This is a genomic window from Nitrospira sp. Nam74, from assembly GCF_965152615.1.
In genome coordinates this window covers 2,700,195-2,718,285 of sequence record NZ_OZ224220.1, presented here as the reverse complement: position 1 = coordinate 2,718,285, position 18,091 = coordinate 2,700,195, and the positions used below count along the sequence as shown (strand labels likewise).

Genomic DNA, 18,091 nt, shown 5'->3' with positions numbered 1-18,091 from the left:
TAGAAATTTCGGAACGAAGCATCCTCAATCATGCGGGCCCGCCATCCCTTGCGAACGGCCCACTCGCTTCGGTAGAGTCAACCGAGATCTGCTTCCGTTCGTCCTTATTCTTTTTCCCATTGGGAGGCATTCATGATGGCATTCATCAGGTCTCTCTTGCTAATTATTATGGTGTTCGTCACGTCCGATAGCGATGCCAGACGTGATACGCTGACGGCCGACCAAAAGACCAAACTCGAGAAGATTCAGCGTGTCCTGGTTGAAACGGTAGCCATAACAGATCAGGGCGACACGGACTCCGGGCCACTCACCGATACGGTAGTCAGGCGGATGCAGATGCTTGGCTATACCGTGGTGATCGATCCGAACCAGCCGCATGATGTCGCGCTGCGGATCAAGTGCGAGCAACACAAGACATGGGAAGGGACGGCAGCATCAGGCGGCGACGCCGATCTGCCGGACTCTCCTTCCCGCGTGTGGAAAGGGCCGGCGTGCCAATTACTCTATCTATTGGATGGAAAAAAACTGGGTTGGCATAAAGAAGTTCGTACAACATTTCAGGATGCGCGCCAAGCCGCAGCGGACGCACACGTAGATAATGTCGGCTCGTTTGCTTTGGAGAAACTCAGAGAGCGGTTGGAGGAGTATCATTTTCCGATTCTGTTAGCCGCCGAATGGGGGCAGGAAGACCGGCTACTGAAGCGTCTCGATAGCGCTGAGGTGAGCCCTGCACTGAAAGCCAAAATCATCGCCCAGTTGGGAGAAATGTTCGCGACGGAAGCCGTCCCGCGGCTGCTCATCGCACTCAGGGATCCTGACGTGACCATTGCGAACGCAGCGGCCCTGGCGTTGGGGAACATCGGTCAGAAGGAGAGCATTTCAGCCTTGGTCGACGTCTTAGAGACCGGCAAGCCGGAACGACAAGCGGTAGCCGCAAAGGGGCTTGGTCAGGTCGGCGCGCTGCACGGTGACTTCTCGATCATCCCGCCGCTCATTCAGGCATTGAAGAGCGACAATCTCGCCGTACAAACGGAAGCGGCCTGGGCGCTCGGCAAGCTTCCGGACAAGCGTGCCTATGAGCCGATCTATGCGCTCTATCGAACGTTGCAAACATCCGATGTTGACGGACAGGGAAGGGATGGCGAACAGGTTCAACGGTTAAAAGAGGCGTTGAACTGGAGTCTCAAACAGGTCGATACGTTCGATCAGTTCAATTAAGACGGTGCTGAGAAATGAGGATCTTCAGTAACACAACGGCGATGCGTAGAGGCTCGCCAATGGCTAGCTTCGTTCCGGCAGCGAGCTCATAAAGGATGAAGGCCAGGAGGTTGGGACGGAGATTTTTCTTCTTTCTTGGGACAGGAAGCCGGTGGGAGTTCGGTTGGTGGCGCGGCGTCCCCATAGATGTAAGCCGCCAGTGTCTTGCCAAGATGAGACGTGAGTTCTTGCTGCATGACTCGAATGGCTCGTGCCATGGCTTCCGTGGGTGTGAGGTGCCCTTCTCGGCCACCGATCGATACCGCGCCGACAATCCGTTGCGTCGACACTTCGGTAATGACAAAATCGCTGCACCATCGAGCATAGCGAAAGCGAGGGTCAGGAAGGGAGACATCCCACAACTCCACCGCGCCCTTCACCAACAGCTCCGGCGATGTGCCGTCTCCATTCTGAGAAACGACCAGGCCTTCGCGAAGCAGTCCTTCCGTCAGGGCACGCCGCGTGACCTCCGCTTGATCGCCCGAGACCTCTACGGCAACTGGCAGTTGTTCAGCCATGAAGTGCTCTAATTCAGAGGTCAGTTCCGCGACTTGACGTGGGGGCGGATTCCCCTGCCCGCTCCCCCGAATCACTCGTAAGTCGGCATTATAGGCTTCTCTGAGCACCAGATTTTTGACGGCGCGCCGCAGATTTCTTACCTTGGCCAACTTATCGTGCGTCTGGCGCGCTTCAGCCAGTTCCGTCTCGACAGCTTGATCCATCTCATTCATCCGTTCTACCAATGCTGCTCCGGCTTGAGCGCGATCCATCCCGGCAAGGGCATAGTGCTGGCCGGTCTTGGGGTCGACCCACGTGTCGAGTATTTTTACATTCTCAATGACCTTATCCGTCGAGACTTTTGTAATCTGATCCAAGGTCAGATGCCGCTCGGCATTGGTCTGTCCGCGTTTCTCCAGCACGAGATAGGACTCCCAATCCCGGGATTGAGCCGTGATTTCGGCTTTGAAGATTTTCGCGACGGCGCCATACGCACGCTCGCCGGCCGCGGTCCTTGAATCGGCCTGCCCGACGCCTGTGAGATAGCGCTCGTCAGGATATTGTGGACTCACACCTTGAATCCATGAGGGGGAATTGGAGCGACCCCACCCGCATCCCTGAGAAACCGCCATCAGCAGGCCCATGACGATTGTGAAAGAAATGGTCTTCGCCAACATGGTCGTCCTCCGCCTACGCCTAGTCATGGCACCACGCGTTCGCTGAACAATTTTGTTTCACCACTGCGAATGGTCAAGGTCTTGACCAGGTTTGGAGCCATGTGACCGGTGTCTCGTCTCGAATACTGTGTCCTGAATTCGTACTCGCCGGGAGGCACCCACAATTTTGCAATCTGAATCTCGTCCGGCAAGGTTCGCCACGTGCGCTTGTCCGCTTCTTCGGAAGCAACGGCCCATGCCTTTGCTAAACTCCCGACAATCAATCCAATCAGTGGCCCCGTATCCTTTCCTGCGGCCGCGTGCGCGCCTCGACCGATGCCTTCGGCCATAGTGTATTTCACGGCCGCTCGAGCAACGGCCTTTGCCGCAATGCCGGCCACGCGATCGGACAGTGCTCGTTCCGCCACAGCGGTTAAATTCTGCATCAACTGGGTTTTGGCGGTGTATGATCCTCCAGGACCGGTGAGCGTCATCTGTCCGTAAGCCACCTGCGTTTTTTGAGACACGAGCGCCGGGATAGCCACCCGAACGACGTGGCCGTTGAGTCCATAGAGTACGCTTTCGGCCGCCCGTTGCTCGGGATTGTTGCCCCGGTACTGATTGCCCAAGGCATTTGAAATCAGGACAAGATTCAACGCATCCAAGCTGACCGGCACGTCGATCATCCGATCCTCTTTGTGAGGCGCACCTCCCATGTGACTGACAAGTACAATCTGTCCCAGTTCTTTTGTTTCTTGATAGGGACGCCAGATCACATCGGGAAACTGTTGCTTATATTCCTCGTGCTCCTGAGTCATGTGAAGTGCCTCAGTCATGCGCAGCAGGTCGGCTCGGAGCATAGGCGGCAGCGCAACGTGCGTCCATGAACGCACGGCGCCATATAACTCATAGGCCTTACGATAGGAAATGAAGGCGTTATTGAGATCCCCAGAGACTTCGTAGAGCAGTCCCGAGAGATAGCGGGCAAAGGCATCATCCCGATAGCCCTCTTTTGCGCTAGTTCTGTCCGTTAGGACGTTTAATCGGTGATCGATTCGCCGTGCCTCGACCACGGCCTCGGTCCAGTTTCCCATGGCGGCGTAATTGAGCGCCTTGATCACGTTAATCATGGTCTGTTCGTACGGTTCGCCTTCATAAGGTAACTTGGAATCATTGGTCAAAAACGCCTTCGTCTCAGATCTCACCCGCCGCGTATAGAGTCGCTCGACCTCATCTTCCGCCTGATCCAATATGGTATTGCTCGCCTGATATTGGCCGGCCACGTGCAGCGTCATCCCTTGATCCATATCATAAAGGAGGCGGCTCTCCGGTCCATATTCCCCCTCAGCTTGTTGAATGATCTGGACGGCACGCTGCGCATCCCCAACCCGGAGACTGTCCTCTACGAGAGCATACCGGGTAGACGTATGTGCGCATCCGGACGTACAGAGCCCGATGATGCAGGCGAGAAGATAAGGGCGAACGGATGTAGAAACACTAAAGTGAGACGCACTCGCAAGGCGCCAGGGCAATAAAAAGGAGGGATTCAACAGAATACGGTTAAAAGAGCATGCGCTTACGTTCCACCACTTTCTTAATTTTCTTTTGGCCGTACCAAGTCTTGACGTTGCTTTCGAGATCGATGAGTTCCAAGTCCACCTGGTAAAACACGGCCTTGGTTCCGTCCGCTTCATCGAGGATCGTGGAAATGTTCCCTTTCATCATATAATCAGCGCCGATTTCTTTTCCAGCGGCCCGTTGCGTATCTTCGCGGGCGTGGACCGCTTGCTCTCGCCGTTCTTCACGCAACTCCTCACGTTCACTCTTGCCTGCGACGAAGGTCACTTTTTGCGAGTTCGTGAGCTCACGTTGGAGATCGGTGATGAAGGTCTGCGTATTGATATGTTCGTGGCTCCGATTCACCACCGTTCCGACCACCACCACCGGTTGATGCCCCTTGGACTTGACGTAGTTGTCCAACCACGGATAGCTGAGGGCTTCCCTTACCATGGTTTCGGCTACTTGCTGTGAGTCGGTATCGTTCCAGCGTCCGCTCAGGTCTGTGACCACACCAGTGTCGACACGGGTCACCCTGGTCTCTTTGGCGCATCCACCTATGGCGAGCATCGTGATGGCGATCATCGCTCCCGATAGAACGTGCCGACCTGCCGAACCCTGCACGTGCCGCATTACCATCTCCTTCATCTCAAGTGAGGATCGTGCTTGATCACCCCTGGGGCCTATTTTGCCGATTTCTTATCTTCTTCCTTTTCGAGACGGTCAAAGAGCCGATCGGCATTCTTTCGCACAAAGTCACGCACCTGGCCGTTCAGTTCCTTGGCTTGAGCTAATTGCTCTTTCACATCGGCCAGGTTCAGCTTGGCAAGCACATAATACGTGCCGCTCTTCTCATCTTTGTAACGCTCCTCTTGCCGCACGCCGCTGAGTGTGACGGCGCTAAATGTCTTGATTGCGCGCTCGATATTCTGCTCTTCCGTGTTCTTCGTAAAGTCTCCGGCCGTCGTGGAAGCAGCATAATCACGCATCAAATATGCTGTGTATGTTTCAAAGTTTCGGGCGACTTCAGCGCGGGCACGATTTTGGGCGGCTTCCCATGCCAGCGGCTCATTCTTGACACCATTGACCGCTCCCACGCCATAGAACGCCTTGTCGTTAAAACTTGAGCCCTGCTTCACCCATTTCGGTGGACCGCCGCACGCGGTCAACGCAACTATCATGATGGCCACCATTCCACCGCCAATCAACCGGGACAGCCCTGTCTTGGTGATCATGGGAACCCTCCTTGTGTCAACTGACAGACGAGTTACTTTATCGATGTGTGTGTATTTCGCTCAATGCCTACGTAGGGACGTTAAACAACAGCGTGATTTATGCTAGCATTCACCCCTATCACTGTCAATGAAACACGAATTGCTCGATTGACGGTTTCTTGCCAGTTCTTCCAATTAACCTTATCAGCACGAGGACACCGGTGGCACACGTGAGCATCCAAGACGGCATTATCAAAGTCACGGAATTAGAGGTTCAAGATCAGAAGGCGGCGGCAGTGTTAGCCGAGTATCCGGAGGCCCGTTGGGCTGAAATTACGCGGCGAGCGCTGAAAATCGGGCTCGGGTACCTGAAAGGCGGGGCGCAAGCCTGACTACTGGATGGTCGAAAGGGGGGCGCTGCCGTTCTGCTCGATGTACGCTTTTGCGCGGCCTTCCACGCCTCCGGTTTCGAGGTGACGCCGGTACGCGTCGAGTGCTTTGGCTTTGTCCTTCAGGTCTTCGGCGTAGAGATCGCCGAGGGAAAGGTAAACATCGGAATAATTCGGATTCACCGCCAAGGCTTGCCGCATCGCTCGCTCGGCTTCAGTGAATTGCCCCGTACGCTGCAGCACTAATCCAAGGGTGTAAGACGAGTCCGGATTATTTGGCGCAAATCTCACTGCCGATTGAGCCGCCGATAACGCTTCCGCCAAATTCGGCACATGTTCTAGGTAGATATAGCTCTTTAACACATACGCATCGCCATAGTTCGGATAATACTCTAAGGCTTTATTGAGCCGCGCCAAAGCCTCTTGTGCAGATTGCTGTTGCTGCAACATTGAAAAGGCCTGCTCATATTCTTCCTTAGCTGCTGCGATCTTCTCGGCCTCTGTTTTGTCGCCTCCACCTTTGAATGAAGCCTTCTGCCCCTCGATCAGGATCGTGTCACCTTCTCCATGCAGTCTCGCAAATTGGGGATGTTGAGAACCCCCGGATTTTTTCTCGACCTCTTGGGTGACATACGCCGCCAATTCGCTCGCAAGAAGCCATCCATTGTTATCCGTATCGGCGGCGCCTTGTAGCCCCGCCAGGATGGCCTGGACAAAGGCATCCGGCGATTCCGTGCGAACGACGGCTTCCCCTTTGCCCGCGGCGGTCAAGACCTGAATCGCGCGCTTCTCTGTTTCCATTTCCGGCGCCGACCGGCCTTCAAGAGAGAGCTGTTGGGGGGGCGTCACGTCCCAGCCGGCCACCGCGGTATCCAACAGAAACAAGACATGCCTCGACATGACCCGACGCGAAAATTCTTTGAGTTCGTCCAAGGTGATCGATTTCGCTGCATTATTGACCTGAGCATCCCATGGCACGAGATAGCCCAGATCCTTCCCGTTCATGTCTTGCGTGATGCCAGCATGTCCGGCAAAGTAGATAACTAATCGATCTTGCCGTCCTACCTTCCGCGGCAGAATATCATTCAATAAGGTATTCAAACGCTTCAAACTGGCATCCTTATTATAGAGCTCGATGACTTCGTCAAAACCGAGACGCCGAAACGCGCCGGCCACGGCTTTTGCATCAGCCACGGCGCTTCCAAGTTTCGGCGCCACAACATAGTCATCAATTCCCATAACCACGGCCCAGGATTTATAGTACAGAACCTCCGGCTTCCCCAACTGACTATGAGCGTTGGGAGTGAAGACGAAGAGAAGGATGAGGACTGTCGCGAGACTCAGTTGACGGATCGTCTTCGGTCGCACAGACATGGCTGAATGCTACCCTTGCCTTCCGCACAGTGTCAAGGAATTGAACGCAAAGGCTTGAACCGACTTAGCGGGTCAATCATAATTGGGCGCCTTCTCCAATGGTCGTGACACCGTAATCATGAGGATCGAACCATGAGCATGGACGAGAAACTGAATAGCTTGCAGCGCACTGATCGGGTAGTGCATCCAACGCAAGACACGAAATGCCAGGCGTATATCAAGGATTACGATGCCGCGTATGCGAAATCCATTGCTGACCCGGAGACCTTCTGGGGCGACGTTGCGAAGGAACTTGAGTGGTTTAGGCCGTGGAACAAGGTCTTGGAGTGGAATTATCCGTGGGCCAAATGGTTCGTCGGCGCCACCTGCAATATTTCCTACAACTGCCTGGACCGGCACGTGAAAACCTGGCGGAAAAATAAAGTCGCCATCATGTGGGTGGGCGAACAGGGAGAAGAACGAGTCTTTACCTATGGTGAACTCCACCGCCAGGTCAATCGCTGCGCAAACGCCTTGAAAGCCTTGGGGCTCCGTCAGGGAGATCGCGTCACCATTTATTTGCCGAAAATTCCGGAGCAGATCGTCGCCATGTTGGCCTGTGCACGCATCGGCTTGATTCACAGCGTCGTCTATTCCGGGTTCAGTGCTCCCGCCTTAGCCAGTCGGATTCAAGATGCCGAGGCCCGCGTCGTCATTACCGCGGATGTCGGGTACGATCGAGGGAAAAGCCTTAATCTGAAGAGCGTCGTGGATCAGGCGGTGGCGAACTGCGAGACGGTCGAAACCGTCGTCGTCGTCCGGCGCGAAAAGCCAGGCATCACCCTCTCCGGCCCAAAGGAAGTCGACTGGGACGACTGGATGAAGAGCCAGAAAGCGACGTGCGAGGCCGAACCGCTTGATTCGGAAACCCCGCTCTATATTCTCTATACGTCAGGCACCACAGGAAAACCGAAGGGCGTTGTCCATGTGCATGGCGGTTATATGGTGGGAACGTACATTACGACCAAATACATCTTCGACCTCAGGGAAGAGGACGTCTATTTTTGTGTGGCGGATCCAGGTTGGGTGACCGGTCATAGTTATATTGTCTATGGACCGTTACTCAACGGTGCCACCATATTGATGGCTGAAGGTAAGCCGGATTATCCAAACCCCGGCCGATGGTGGGACCTGATCGAGCGCTACGGCGTGTCGATTTTCTACACCACCCCGACGGCCGTCCGATTACTCATGAAATACGGTGAAGAATGGCCCAGAAAGTATGATCTCTCCACCTTGCGCATCCTCGGCAGCGTGGGCGAGCCGATCAATCCTGAAGCATGGGAGTGGTATCACCGTGTGACCGGCAGCAATAAGCCGATCATGGACACGTGGTGGCAGACCGAGACGGGTATGATCCTAATCTCGCCCCTCCCGACCGTTCCGTTAAAGCCGGGGTCCGCCACGCGTCCGTTCCTGGGCGTGGAAGCCGATGTCGTCGATAGGCAGGGCAAGCCACTGCCGGCGAATGCCGGTGGTTTTGCGGTCGTGAAGAAACCATGGCCCGGCATGATGCGGACCATCTATAGAGATCCCGACCGGTACCTGGTTTACTGGAATACCATTCCTAACTGCTACACCGCCGGGGACGTCTGTCGCAAGGATGAGGACGGATACTTCTGGTTTATGGGACGGGCCGACGACGTCATTAAGGTGGCCGGAAATCGCATCGGAACGGCCGAAGTGGAAAGTGCGTTGGTCAGCCATCAAGCCGTTGCGGAAGCCGCTGTGATTGGGAAGCCGCACAAGACTGCCGGAGAATCCATCAAGGCATTCGTGATTCTCAAGCAAGGCCATGAAGACAGCCGCGAGCTCGTGCAATCAATGAAAGATCATGTGTTAAAGGAGTTGGGGAAGATCGCCGTGCCGCATGAAATTGAGATTGTCGCTTCCCTCCCGAAAACACGGTCAGGCAAAATTATGCGACGGGTCTTGAAAGCCAAAGAACTTGGGCAGGATCCAGGGGATATTTCGACGATTGAGGAGTGACTAGGCCAATTATTATTGCAGGCTGCTCAAAAAGCTCTCATTACACCCACCCACCCCAGGCGTGCCAAGACCCGCCCCTTCCGGGCCAAGGCCGCAGGGAAGCTTGGATCGAGAGGCGTACTTCTAGTACGTTGAGCGATCCGAGCGACTGAGAACGCAGCTGGGGAGCTTTTTCAGCAGCTTGCTAAATCAGCCCGCGTTTCTGTAGATAGTCTTTGTCGATTACCGGCGCCGGCTTGGCTTGAACCTGTCCACGTTCTTGCAGTAATCGTTCAACATATTTGCCGATCAAGTCTGATTCCAGGTTGACCGCATCTCCGATCTGTTTGAACCCCAAGGTCGTCACTTTGGCGGTATGCGGAATGATCGCCACGGAGAATGCGCGCTCAGTGACGTCATTGACCGTTAAGCTGATCCCATCGACGGTGATCGAACCTTTGGATACGCAATAACGGAGGATGTCCTTGGGTGCCTCGATTGAGAGCCGCAGCGTCTCCCCGTCTTGTTGACGATTGCGGAGAATGCCTACTGCATCGACATGGCCGGAGACCATATGCCCACCCAGTCGTTGATTCAGTTTCATCGCGCGCTCCAGATTCAGCGGAGCCCCGGGGGATAATTTCCCTAACGTCGTAACTGAAAGCGTTTCACTAGACACGTCGACGGAAAATTCTCGCTCATCCAGTTCTACGACGGTTAAACACGCGCCATTGACGCTGACACTCGCTCCGAGCGCCAGGTCACTCATGATAGTTGATGCCAGAATGCTGAGTCGCATACCCGTGAGGGTCCGCGTCATACTTTTAATCGCGCCCATTTCCTCAACAATACCCGTAAACATATCCCCTCGCGCTACACTCTCGTTTCCTTGATGACCGCAGCTCTAATTTCAGACTCAGCACCCGTCAGAAAAGAATTATAACATCGCAATCATGAACGAGAAACAGTCAGGACTCCTTCACCAGTATCCAAAAACTCACAGCCGCCATGAGCTGAATCATGGCGATCACAGCAAAGGCCCACTGATACTGGAGGTTGGCAATGAGCAGTCCGGCCAATAGAGGCCCGCTGGCGTGGCCGATATCGGAGATCGTGCCCTGCATACCCATCGCAGCGCCGAGAGTCTTCAGTTCGGACACGTCGGCGACAAACGCGGAGGTGGATGATGTGACCACGGCTTCTCCGAATCCGAACCCGGCGGCCAATATCAATAGAATCGGGAACGACTGCACCTGAGGGATGAGGACGAACGTCGCCGCGCATATCAGCAGACCGATCATGATGAGCGGCTTCCGTCCGACCTGATCGGAGACGCGGCCCATCACGGGTTTCGATAGGAATGAGGTGACGCCTTGAACGCCGAACAGCAAGCCGGCTTGGCCGGGATTCAATCCGATGGACACGGCATAGATCGGGAGAAAGGCCATCAATGCTCCGTTGGCGATCATTTTGGCGCCATCGGTTGCGCTCGTCACCAGCACACGCGTGTTTTGTGCGACGATGCGAAACCCCTTCCACATGTCGTCCAGCACCGGCCTCAGCCCTTTTTCTTTCACGCGCGGTGGAGGGGGATTCAAGTGAAGCAGCGCAAATAACATCACGCCCAGACAACCAAAGACTCCGGCTGTCACAAACGTCACAGGGAAGCCTGCCGCGTACACCAACCAACCACCCAACACCGGCCCCAGTAGCGCACCGGCCTGCGTGCAGGCCGTATAGGTCCCCATCGCTGCGCCGCGCCGTTCGCGGTACAGATCGGCCACGGTTGCGAGTGCGCTCGGCGCAAAGATGGCCGTAGCGAGTCCATGCACAAAACGGAGGGCAATCAAGGCGTTCACATCCTGAATGAAGGGGTAGATGAACGGTGGCAACCCAAAGGCGACGACTCCGACTCGCAACAGCAGTCGCCGCCCATAGAGGTCTGACAGGGCACCCGATGGCAGTTTAAGGAAGACGCCGGTGAGTGTCGATACCGACACGACCAGTCCGATGCTCTCAGGGCCAGCTCCTAATGATTGGGCAAAGAGCGCCAGCACGGGCATCCGGACCAGGTTGTAACTGATGAAGCAAAAGATACCGACTCCGCAGAGGAGGACGAAACTACGCGTCCAGATCATGGGCATGCATCGGCAGGATCAGAGGAAGCAGCCTCGGTGCGCAAGAGGGCAAGAAGCGCTTGACGATCATCGGACGTGGCCTCAGAGATCCCTGTCGCTTCACGAAGGACTCGCTGAGGCTGCTCTGCGATCAAGAGACCGAGTCGATGTGTCATGCCGAATTCTTTCGTCAACGGGGCGTTCGCAGCCCGGGTAACGAGCGGTTGAAAGAGACGCAATAGTCGGGAGAGCATACCATCTTCAAATCTCGTATAGGAGGCTAGCGTAGTCTGCACCATGGATCGGCCGGGGCAGTGCCGGCTCAGTCATGATTCGCAAGAACACCGCTGTTTTTGCCCTCATCGTGGGAAATAGCGCACTGGGATGCCGGCCGTCAATATAATAGATGCGCGTGTGCACATCGCGAAACACAAGCACCAACAGTCCTTCGGCACCATCGCCGTCACTCACCCACCGCGTACAGCTCGATACCAATGGGAGTCTGATCCGGTCCGATCACGCCGGAAGCGTTGGGTGATCGATCACACCGGCGAGTAAACACCGAGATTCGGATGTGAGTTGATCCACTGGAAACGACATGTGGCCGTGCTCAAACGCAAGGCGACACGCGTCAGTCGATGTGCCATGAGCGACTCCACTTAACAGAAGACAAAGGACGACAAACCTGGATACCGTGACATGTCATGGATTGGAATCAACCGGAAGGGTCAACATGCCTAGGAAAAGCAACGATCGATCGTGACGCTGGCGCGCTTCTCGAAGCAGCGTCTCCATACTTGGCGTCAACGCTCCTTCGTAACTCACCCGCCCATTCGTGACGACGGTAATTGGCTGTGCCAGATCGACCAAGTGCTGGTTCAGAAAAAGAGTATACCGCCTGACTCGCTCGGTACGCACTTCAATACGGTTAAGGCCGACAATTTCAGCATCCAGCTTGGCATACAGCCGATTTTTAATCGCGTCGTCTCGTCGGTCAACAAGATTGTCGCTGAATGCCGCGATTTGGTCAGTGGCATCGATACGCACCCACGAAAACGGAGATAAGTGAGTCGCATCGCGCACCACGGTGACGCGCTTCGGAAAAGGATCACGACGGTGTGTGCCGAACCAGGCGACAAGATCAGGGAGTTCCTCACGAGGAAAATAGTGTCCGCCCGCGACCGGATGGCTGCGGTCATGTTCACGGTACGTGAATGCGTACCCGAGCCGTGTGAGCGCCTGCGCAACCGTCCGGCTCAATTCGACGGGCATGACTTGATCCTGCGTTCCATGAATCAGGTAGACCGGAGTGTGTCGAAGGTTTTCAAGAAACGGAAGAAGCACGTCGTCGAGTCCGCTGGCCATAGGTGCAAGCCCGGCAAAGAGGGGTGCGTAATGGCTGCCGACCAGATAGACACCAATGCCTCCATTTGACATGCCGGTGAGAAAGATCCGGTTCGGATCCACGTGATATTGCGACTGCACCGCACGAAGCGTCGCAAGGACAACGTCTGCCGCCTCGCGCGTCCACCAGTTCCCTTGCGGCAACGTCGGGCATGCGACAAGATACCCATCGGCAAGGCGGGTCTGCCAACGTTCCAGATACGCGTCGCCGGTGAACCCTGCTCCATGCAGACAGATCACCAACGCATAGGGCTTGGACGGCTCGTAATTGGATGGAACATACAGCCCATAGCGAAATGAGCGACCGTGCACGTGCATTGGGACACTAGGCTGAAGCCCGACCGGTTGGGTGGCGTAAACGCGGCCATTGCTAAGAATTCTCTGCACAGTTTCCACATCTGCTTGGGGATGCTTGAGGATGTCTACAAGGATGGCGCTGGCCCTGTCACTATCAGAGGTGTCGACATACTCATTGACGAGATCTGGGAGCAGTGCCGGTTTAGGACCAGCAGCAGCGCCCGGTCCAGTAGAGACAGTCATCAGGCCGACCAGGAGGCCGCATGCCAAGAACGTAAGCCACAATAACGCGCGGGTATGCGCAATACGCCGAACGGATCGCGAAATAGTCAGAAGGTAAGAATCATCGTGGAGGAAAGCAGACTTACGATGCACCGCAGCACGCTACCACCTTTGATGAAATGTTGTCAAAAGGAGAGGCATTGAAGCTATCCAATGATGGCTGGCGTACCATGCTCCAATCCACGCGACGCAGTTGCGGCTCTGACGAGGCAGCATGGATGTGGCGCCATTGGGCTGGCGTGATTGAGAGAAACGCTTCTACGACGACTGGATCGAAGTGTCGGCCTTGTTGGGAACGGATGTATGCCCACGCCTCCGACACACTCATGGCGCGGCGGTATGAATGATCGGCTGCGATAAGCATGTCAAAGCAGTCGGCTACGGCACAAATTCTCGCTCCGAACGGAATGTCATCCCCTTCCAGACGATGCGGATATCCGGTGCCGTCGTAGCGTTCATGATGGGCTAAGACAATAGCGGCCACCTCGGTCAATGCCGGGTTTGAGCTGAGCATGGCGTAGCCCGTCACGGCATGGCCCCGCATGATTTTCCAGTCCGCTTCTTCTAGAAGTCCTGATTTCTTGAGAATGCGCTCGGGAACGTGGATCTTCCCGATGTCGTGAAGGAAGACACCCCGCTCAAGTGTGAGCAATTGCTCCTCAGACAACCCGAGGCGGCGTCCCAATACGACTGCCATACTGGCCGTCCGCTGGCAATGTGCGTATGTTGCGCTATCACGACTATCCAGGGCTGCTTCAAACGCTGTCAGGGCCGTCGTCGCCTGCTTCATCATCACTCCTTGGTTGAGGTCTTTCATGGCAGCGCGTTACAGCAAAAGGAGTGCCAGTTGCTGATGGTGATAAGGAATGCTGATATTTACTAGGAATTCGCAACGCAAGAGGGCGAGGCTAGGACGAATACGTATTTAAAGATCCTGGCGTGTATCTTAATGGGTACGCGAAGAGCGAGAGGCAACCTTGGCCTCAATGAAAATGTCTTTACCCACTCGTTTCACCTGGACATCCTTCAGAAGCATGGCATCAGTCAGCGAGGCTGGAGAAGTTCCCCCGAATACTCCTTTTGCATCCCGACCACCTAACACAGAAGGGGCGACATATACTCGAAGCCGATTAATCAGTCCCGCACGTAATGCGGACGCATTCAGCTCACTGCCGCCTTCAATCAAAACCGTCGTGATGCCCCGCTTCCCAAGTTCCGTCAAGCAGGCGTTCAACCAAACCCGTCCATGTTCCTCTGGAACGATCACAACGGTGGCGCCCAGGCGCTGAAGGTTCTCAATCCGAGGCTTCGCAGCACGGCGGGTCGTGACGATCATAACCCCGCCCCCACCTTTCGTAGACAAGACCCTTGCGTTCAATGGCATTCGAAGACGACTGTCGAGAATCACTCGCAACGGCTGTGGCACTCTGCTGCCGGGCGGTCTGGCTGTGAGTTGCGGATCGTCATGGAGCACCGTGCCGATGCCGACCATGACGGCATCGACCTGGCTTCGCAATCGATGGACGGCCAGCCGTGCTGACGCCCCGGTAATCCATCGTGACTCGCCGGTCGCCGTGGCAATTTTTCCATCCAACGTCATCGCGGCCTTGAGAATTACAAACGGCCTGCCGGTACGGGTCCAATGGGTATAGGCCTCGTTCAGTTTTTCGGCCTCTTCTCGACAACACCCCACCACGGTTTGAATACCCGCCCGTCTGAGGCGAGCCACTCCGCGTCCTTTTACCCGGGTATTGGGATCGACCATGGCAACCATGATTCGCCGGAGACCGGCCTCAACCAAAGTGGGCACGCATGGAGGGGTTCGTTTGCGGGTATGGCAACAGGGCTCGAGTGTCACATAGAGCGTCCCGCCTCGAGCCCGTGCACCGGCTTTTCTGAGCGCGAGAATTTCAGCGTGGGGCTCGCCGGCTTGGTGATGATATCCCTCCCCGACGATGCAGCCTTTCGAGACGATGACCGCTCCGACCATCGGGTTCGGGCTTGTGCGTCCCCGTCCCTTTGCCGCAAGACGCAACGCGCGTTGCATGTACGTACGATCGAGATCGGCGTCGTTCACCGAGTTCTGCGAGGTGCCGATTTGCCGCCGGCTGTCCGTGTAGGTCGCGCAGATTTCTTGGCTCGGGCGGCCACTTTGGTCTTCCCATTCCTCTTTCCCGGGCTGGAGACAGGCGCATGAGTGGACGGTTTCTTTTTCCCGGGCGGCATTGCATTGAGGGCGGCCTGTGCGGCCGCGAGTCGGGCAATCGGCACACGGAACGGAGAACAACTGACATAATCTAAGCCGAGTTCATGGCAAAACTCGACCGAGCTTGGGTCGCCGCCGTGTTCGCCGCAGATGCCGAGCTTGATGTCCGGACGCGTCTGCCGGCCTTCGTTGATCGCCAACCGCATCATCGCCCCGACACCTTCGCGATCCAACACGGCAAAAGGATCGGCTTCGAGAATGTTATCCGCCTTGGCTGCGATATGACTCCCGCAACTTTGGCAGATCATCTCTTTCCAATTCACCTGTGGACTAAGGCATATCGGGCAACAGTCCTGACGCTTCATATAGAAGGCCACAAATTTCGCGGCATCATCGCGGGAAAAACCAAATGTCGTCTGTGTCAAGTCGTTTGTGCCGAATGAAAAGAACTCGGCCTGTTCGGCAATGCGCTTGGCTGTGACGGCGGCACGAGGCAATTCGATCATGGTGCCGACGAGATAGGACAGTTCCACACCGTTACATGCCAGGGTTTCCTCAGCCACTTCGCGGATCAAGTCTTTCTGCGCCTTCATTTCGGAAACCATCCCGACCAGCGGGATCATGATCTCGGGCACGATCTTCTTCCCCTCCCGCCCAAGCTCACACGCTGCCTCAATAATAGCCCGTGCCTGCATGCGGGTGATCTCCGGCATGGTGATACCGAGCCGGCAACCTCGAAGCCCCAACATGGGGTTAAACTCATGCAGTTCTTCCACACGCTCCAACAGGCGGCGCTTTTCCTCAATGACTTCGGATCGTCCGTCCGTCAATTCCAACTTGGCAATTTCGACCATTAAATCTTCCCGTTTGGGTAAGAATTCGTGCAGTGGCGGATCCAGCAGGCGGATCGTAACCGGAAATCCTTCCATCTCCCGATAGAGCCCGATGAAGTCCTGCTTCTGCAACGGCAGTAATTGGGCGAGATACTGCTCTCGTTCTTCACGAGCACGCGCCAGAATCATCTTTTGCATGATTGGAATGCGGTCCTCCGCGAAAAACATATGCTCCGTGCGGCAGAGTCCAATGCCTTCGGCGCCAAATCCCCTGGCGATTTTGGCTTGATCCGGAATATCGGCATTGGCTCGGACGTGGAGTGTCCGGAACTCATCCGCCCAGTCGAGAAATGTCGCAAAGATGCGGTACTTCTCGGATCGGCGCGCATCGAGCTTCCCTTGAACGACCTGAATGACCTCCGATTCGACGACAGGAATATCACCGTTGTACACCTGCCCGGTAAACCCGTTAATCGAAAGATAATCCCCTTCTTTCAACGTGAGCGATCCGATACGGACCGTCGTATTGTCTTCGACCGTGACCGCTTCGCATCCTGCCACACACACTTTTCCCATCTGGCGAGCCACGACCGCCGCGTGCGAGGTCATGCCTCCACGCGCCGTCAAAAACCCTTGAGCCGCGTGCATGCCATGAATATCGTCCGGGCTGGTTTCCTGGCGCACCAGCAGGACCCGCTCACCACGGGCATGCATCTCCACGGCCCGATCCGGAGTCAAGGCAATTTTACCGGCCGCGGCGCCCGGCCCCGCCGGCAATCCTTTTCCGATCGCCGGATGCTTGCCTTCTTCGGCCGTATCGAAAATCGGATAGAGATATTGGGAGAGTTGATCCGGACTGACACGCATCACGGCTTCCTGTTTCGTGATCAATCCCTCATTCACCATCTCGTAGGCAATCCGGACGGCGGCAATGCCGGTTCGCTTACCGACCCGGGTTTGCAACATGTACAGCTTGCCTTCCTGGATCGTGAATTCCAGGTCGAGCATATCGCGGTAATGCTTCTCAAGCTTTTTATACGTATCAATCAGCGATTTGTTGGCCTGGGGGAGAGCCTTGCCGAGCGCGCTCACGGGCAGCGGCGTGCGGATGCCGGCCACGACATCTTCTCCCTGAGCGTTTAAGAGAAACTCGCCAAAAAACTTGCGTTCACCGGAGGCGGGGTCCCGCGTAAATGAGACACCGGTACCGCTCGTATTGCCCATATTCCCGAAGACCATGGCGACGACGCTGACGGCGGTCCCCCAGCTATCGGGAATATTATAGAGACGCCGATACGTGACTGCTCTGGCACCGTACCAGGACGTAAACACGGCATTGATCGCCATCCGAAGCTGTTCGATGGGATCTTCGGGGAAACTACGCCCCGTTTCTTGCGTGACGATGGCCTTCATCCGAATGACCAGATCCTTGAGCGCGCGGGAGTCCAAATCCGTATCGACCTTCGCCCCGACTTCCGATTTCTTGCGTGCGAAGACCTCCTCGAATTTCTCGCGATGGATCCCCATGACGATATGCCCGAACATGGCGATGAAGCGCCGATAGCTGTCCAAGGCGAATCGTTCATTTTTCGTTTTGGCCGCCAACCCTTCGACGGTGCGATCATTCAACCCGACGTTCAACACCGTATCCATCATCCCCGGCATCGAGGCGCGCGCGCCGGAGCGAACGGAGACCAGCAAGGGGTTCGCAGGATCCCCAAACCGCATGCCCATTGACCGCTCGACCTTCTTCAAGGCGTGCAAGGCTTCATCCCAGAGGCCCGGTGGATACATCTTTTTGCGGCGGTAGTATTCGATACAGGCTTCGGTGGTGATGGTAAACCCGGCCGGCACGGAAATACCAAGGTTCGTCATCTCGGCGAGTCCTGCGCCTTTCCCACCGAGCAAATCTTTCATATCCCCCGCACCGTCGGCTTTTCCGTCGCCGAAGTAATAGACATATTTTTTTGTGGCCACGACTACCCTCTCTTCATTGGCAT

The 18,091-nt window shown here is 55.8% G+C and carries 15 protein-coding genes; 3 read left to right on the top strand and 12 right to left on the bottom strand.

Features of this window, described 5'->3' with window-relative positions:
* Positions 1 to 132 precede the first annotated feature (132 nt).
* Positions 133 to 1,218 (top strand): HEAT repeat domain-containing protein, encoded by a 1,086-nt coding sequence (locus tag ACWHYZ_RS12720; protein ID WP_447983065.1) that lies wholly within the window; start codon positions 133 to 135, stop codon positions 1,216 to 1,218.
* Positions 1,219 to 1,304: 86 nt separating this feature from the next.
* Here ACWHYZ_RS12720 and ACWHYZ_RS12715 read toward each other — a convergent pair whose 3' ends face one another.
* The 4 genes from ACWHYZ_RS12715 to ACWHYZ_RS12700 all read right to left on the bottom strand — a co-directional run bounded on the left by ACWHYZ_RS12715 (position 1,305) and on the right by ACWHYZ_RS12700 (position 5,203).
* Positions 1,305 to 2,432: an LPP20 family lipoprotein gene (locus ACWHYZ_RS12715; protein ID WP_447983064.1), complete on the bottom strand. Its 1,128-nt coding sequence runs from the start codon at positions 2,430 to 2,432 to the stop codon at positions 1,305 to 1,307.
* 23 nt (positions 2,433 to 2,455) lie between these two features.
* Positions 2,456 to 3,706 (bottom strand): COG3014 family protein, encoded by a 1,251-nt coding sequence (locus ACWHYZ_RS12710; protein WP_447983063.1) that lies wholly within the window; start codon positions 3,704 to 3,706, stop codon positions 2,456 to 2,458.
* Between the two features lie 265 nt (positions 3,707 to 3,971).
* Positions 3,972 to 4,601: a penicillin-binding protein activator LpoB gene (locus ACWHYZ_RS12705; RefSeq protein ID WP_447983062.1), complete on the bottom strand. Its 630-nt coding sequence runs from the start codon at positions 4,599 to 4,601 to the stop codon at positions 3,972 to 3,974.
* A 50-nt stretch (positions 4,602 to 4,651) separates the two neighbouring features.
* On the bottom strand, positions 4,652 to 5,203 hold the full coding sequence (locus ACWHYZ_RS12700) for an LPP20 family lipoprotein (RefSeq protein ID WP_447983061.1): 552 nt from the start codon (positions 5,201 to 5,203) through the stop codon (positions 4,652 to 4,654).
* A gap of 200 nt (positions 5,204 to 5,403) precedes the next feature.
* Here ACWHYZ_RS12700 and ACWHYZ_RS12695 point away from each other — a divergent pair, with 200 nt between their 5' ends.
* Positions 5,404 to 5,574: a hypothetical protein gene (locus ACWHYZ_RS12695; RefSeq protein WP_447983060.1), complete on the top strand. Its 171-nt coding sequence runs from the start codon at positions 5,404 to 5,406 to the stop codon at positions 5,572 to 5,574.
* On the opposite strand, the gene ACWHYZ_RS12690 is transcribed toward ACWHYZ_RS12695, so the two are convergent.
* Positions 5,575 to 6,945, bottom strand: a complete 1,371-nt coding sequence (locus ACWHYZ_RS12690; RefSeq protein ID WP_447983059.1) for a caspase family protein — start codon at positions 6,943 to 6,945, stop codon at positions 5,575 to 5,577. It lies immediately after the preceding gene.
* A 138-nt stretch (positions 6,946 to 7,083) separates the two neighbouring features.
* Here ACWHYZ_RS12690 and acs point away from each other — a divergent pair, with 138 nt between their 5' ends.
* Positions 7,084 to 8,973: an acetate--CoA ligase gene (acs, locus tag ACWHYZ_RS12685; protein WP_447987579.1), complete on the top strand. Its 1,890-nt coding sequence runs from the start codon at positions 7,084 to 7,086 to the stop codon at positions 8,971 to 8,973.
* Positions 8,974 to 9,157: 184 nt separating this feature from the next.
* Here the strand turns inward: acs and ACWHYZ_RS12680 are convergent, their stop codons facing one another.
* The 7 genes from ACWHYZ_RS12680 to ppdK all read right to left on the bottom strand — a co-directional run bounded on the left by ACWHYZ_RS12680 (position 9,158) and on the right by ppdK (position 18,068).
* Positions 9,158 to 9,814: a riboflavin synthase gene (locus ACWHYZ_RS12680; protein WP_447983058.1), complete on the bottom strand. Its 657-nt coding sequence runs from the start codon at positions 9,812 to 9,814 to the stop codon at positions 9,158 to 9,160.
* A gap of 106 nt (positions 9,815 to 9,920) precedes the next feature.
* Positions 9,921 to 11,090, bottom strand: a complete 1,170-nt coding sequence (locus tag ACWHYZ_RS12675) for an MFS transporter (RefSeq protein ID WP_447983057.1) — start codon at positions 11,088 to 11,090, stop codon at positions 9,921 to 9,923.
* A complete protein-coding gene (locus ACWHYZ_RS12670) occupies positions 11,087 to 11,323 on the bottom strand; it encodes a hypothetical protein (protein ID WP_447983056.1) in 237 nt (78 codons plus the stop codon). The genes ACWHYZ_RS12675 and ACWHYZ_RS12670 overlap by 4 nt, the downstream gene beginning before the upstream one ends.
* Before the next feature lie 448 nt (positions 11,324 to 11,771).
* Complete coding sequence (locus tag ACWHYZ_RS12665) at positions 11,772 to 13,013, bottom strand: carboxylesterase family protein (RefSeq protein ID WP_447983055.1); 1,242 nt, start codon at positions 13,011 to 13,013, stop codon at positions 11,772 to 11,774.
* Between the two features lie 121 nt (positions 13,014 to 13,134).
* Positions 13,135 to 13,869: an HD-GYP domain-containing protein gene (locus tag ACWHYZ_RS12660; protein ID WP_447983054.1), complete on the bottom strand. Its 735-nt coding sequence runs from the start codon at positions 13,867 to 13,869 to the stop codon at positions 13,135 to 13,137.
* 129 nt (positions 13,870 to 13,998) lie between these two features.
* Positions 13,999 to 15,129, bottom strand: coding sequence for a bifunctional diaminohydroxyphosphoribosylaminopyrimidine deaminase/5-amino-6-(5-phosphoribosylamino)uracil reductase RibD (ribD, locus tag ACWHYZ_RS12655; protein ID WP_447983053.1), 1,131 nt, complete (start codon positions 15,127 to 15,129; stop codon positions 13,999 to 14,001).
* Positions 15,126 to 18,068, bottom strand: a complete 2,943-nt coding sequence (ppdK, locus tag ACWHYZ_RS12650) for a pyruvate, phosphate dikinase (protein WP_447983052.1) — start codon at positions 18,066 to 18,068, stop codon at positions 15,126 to 15,128. The genes ribD and ppdK overlap by 4 nt, the downstream gene beginning before the upstream one ends.
* Positions 18,069 to 18,091: the final 23 nt, after the last annotated feature.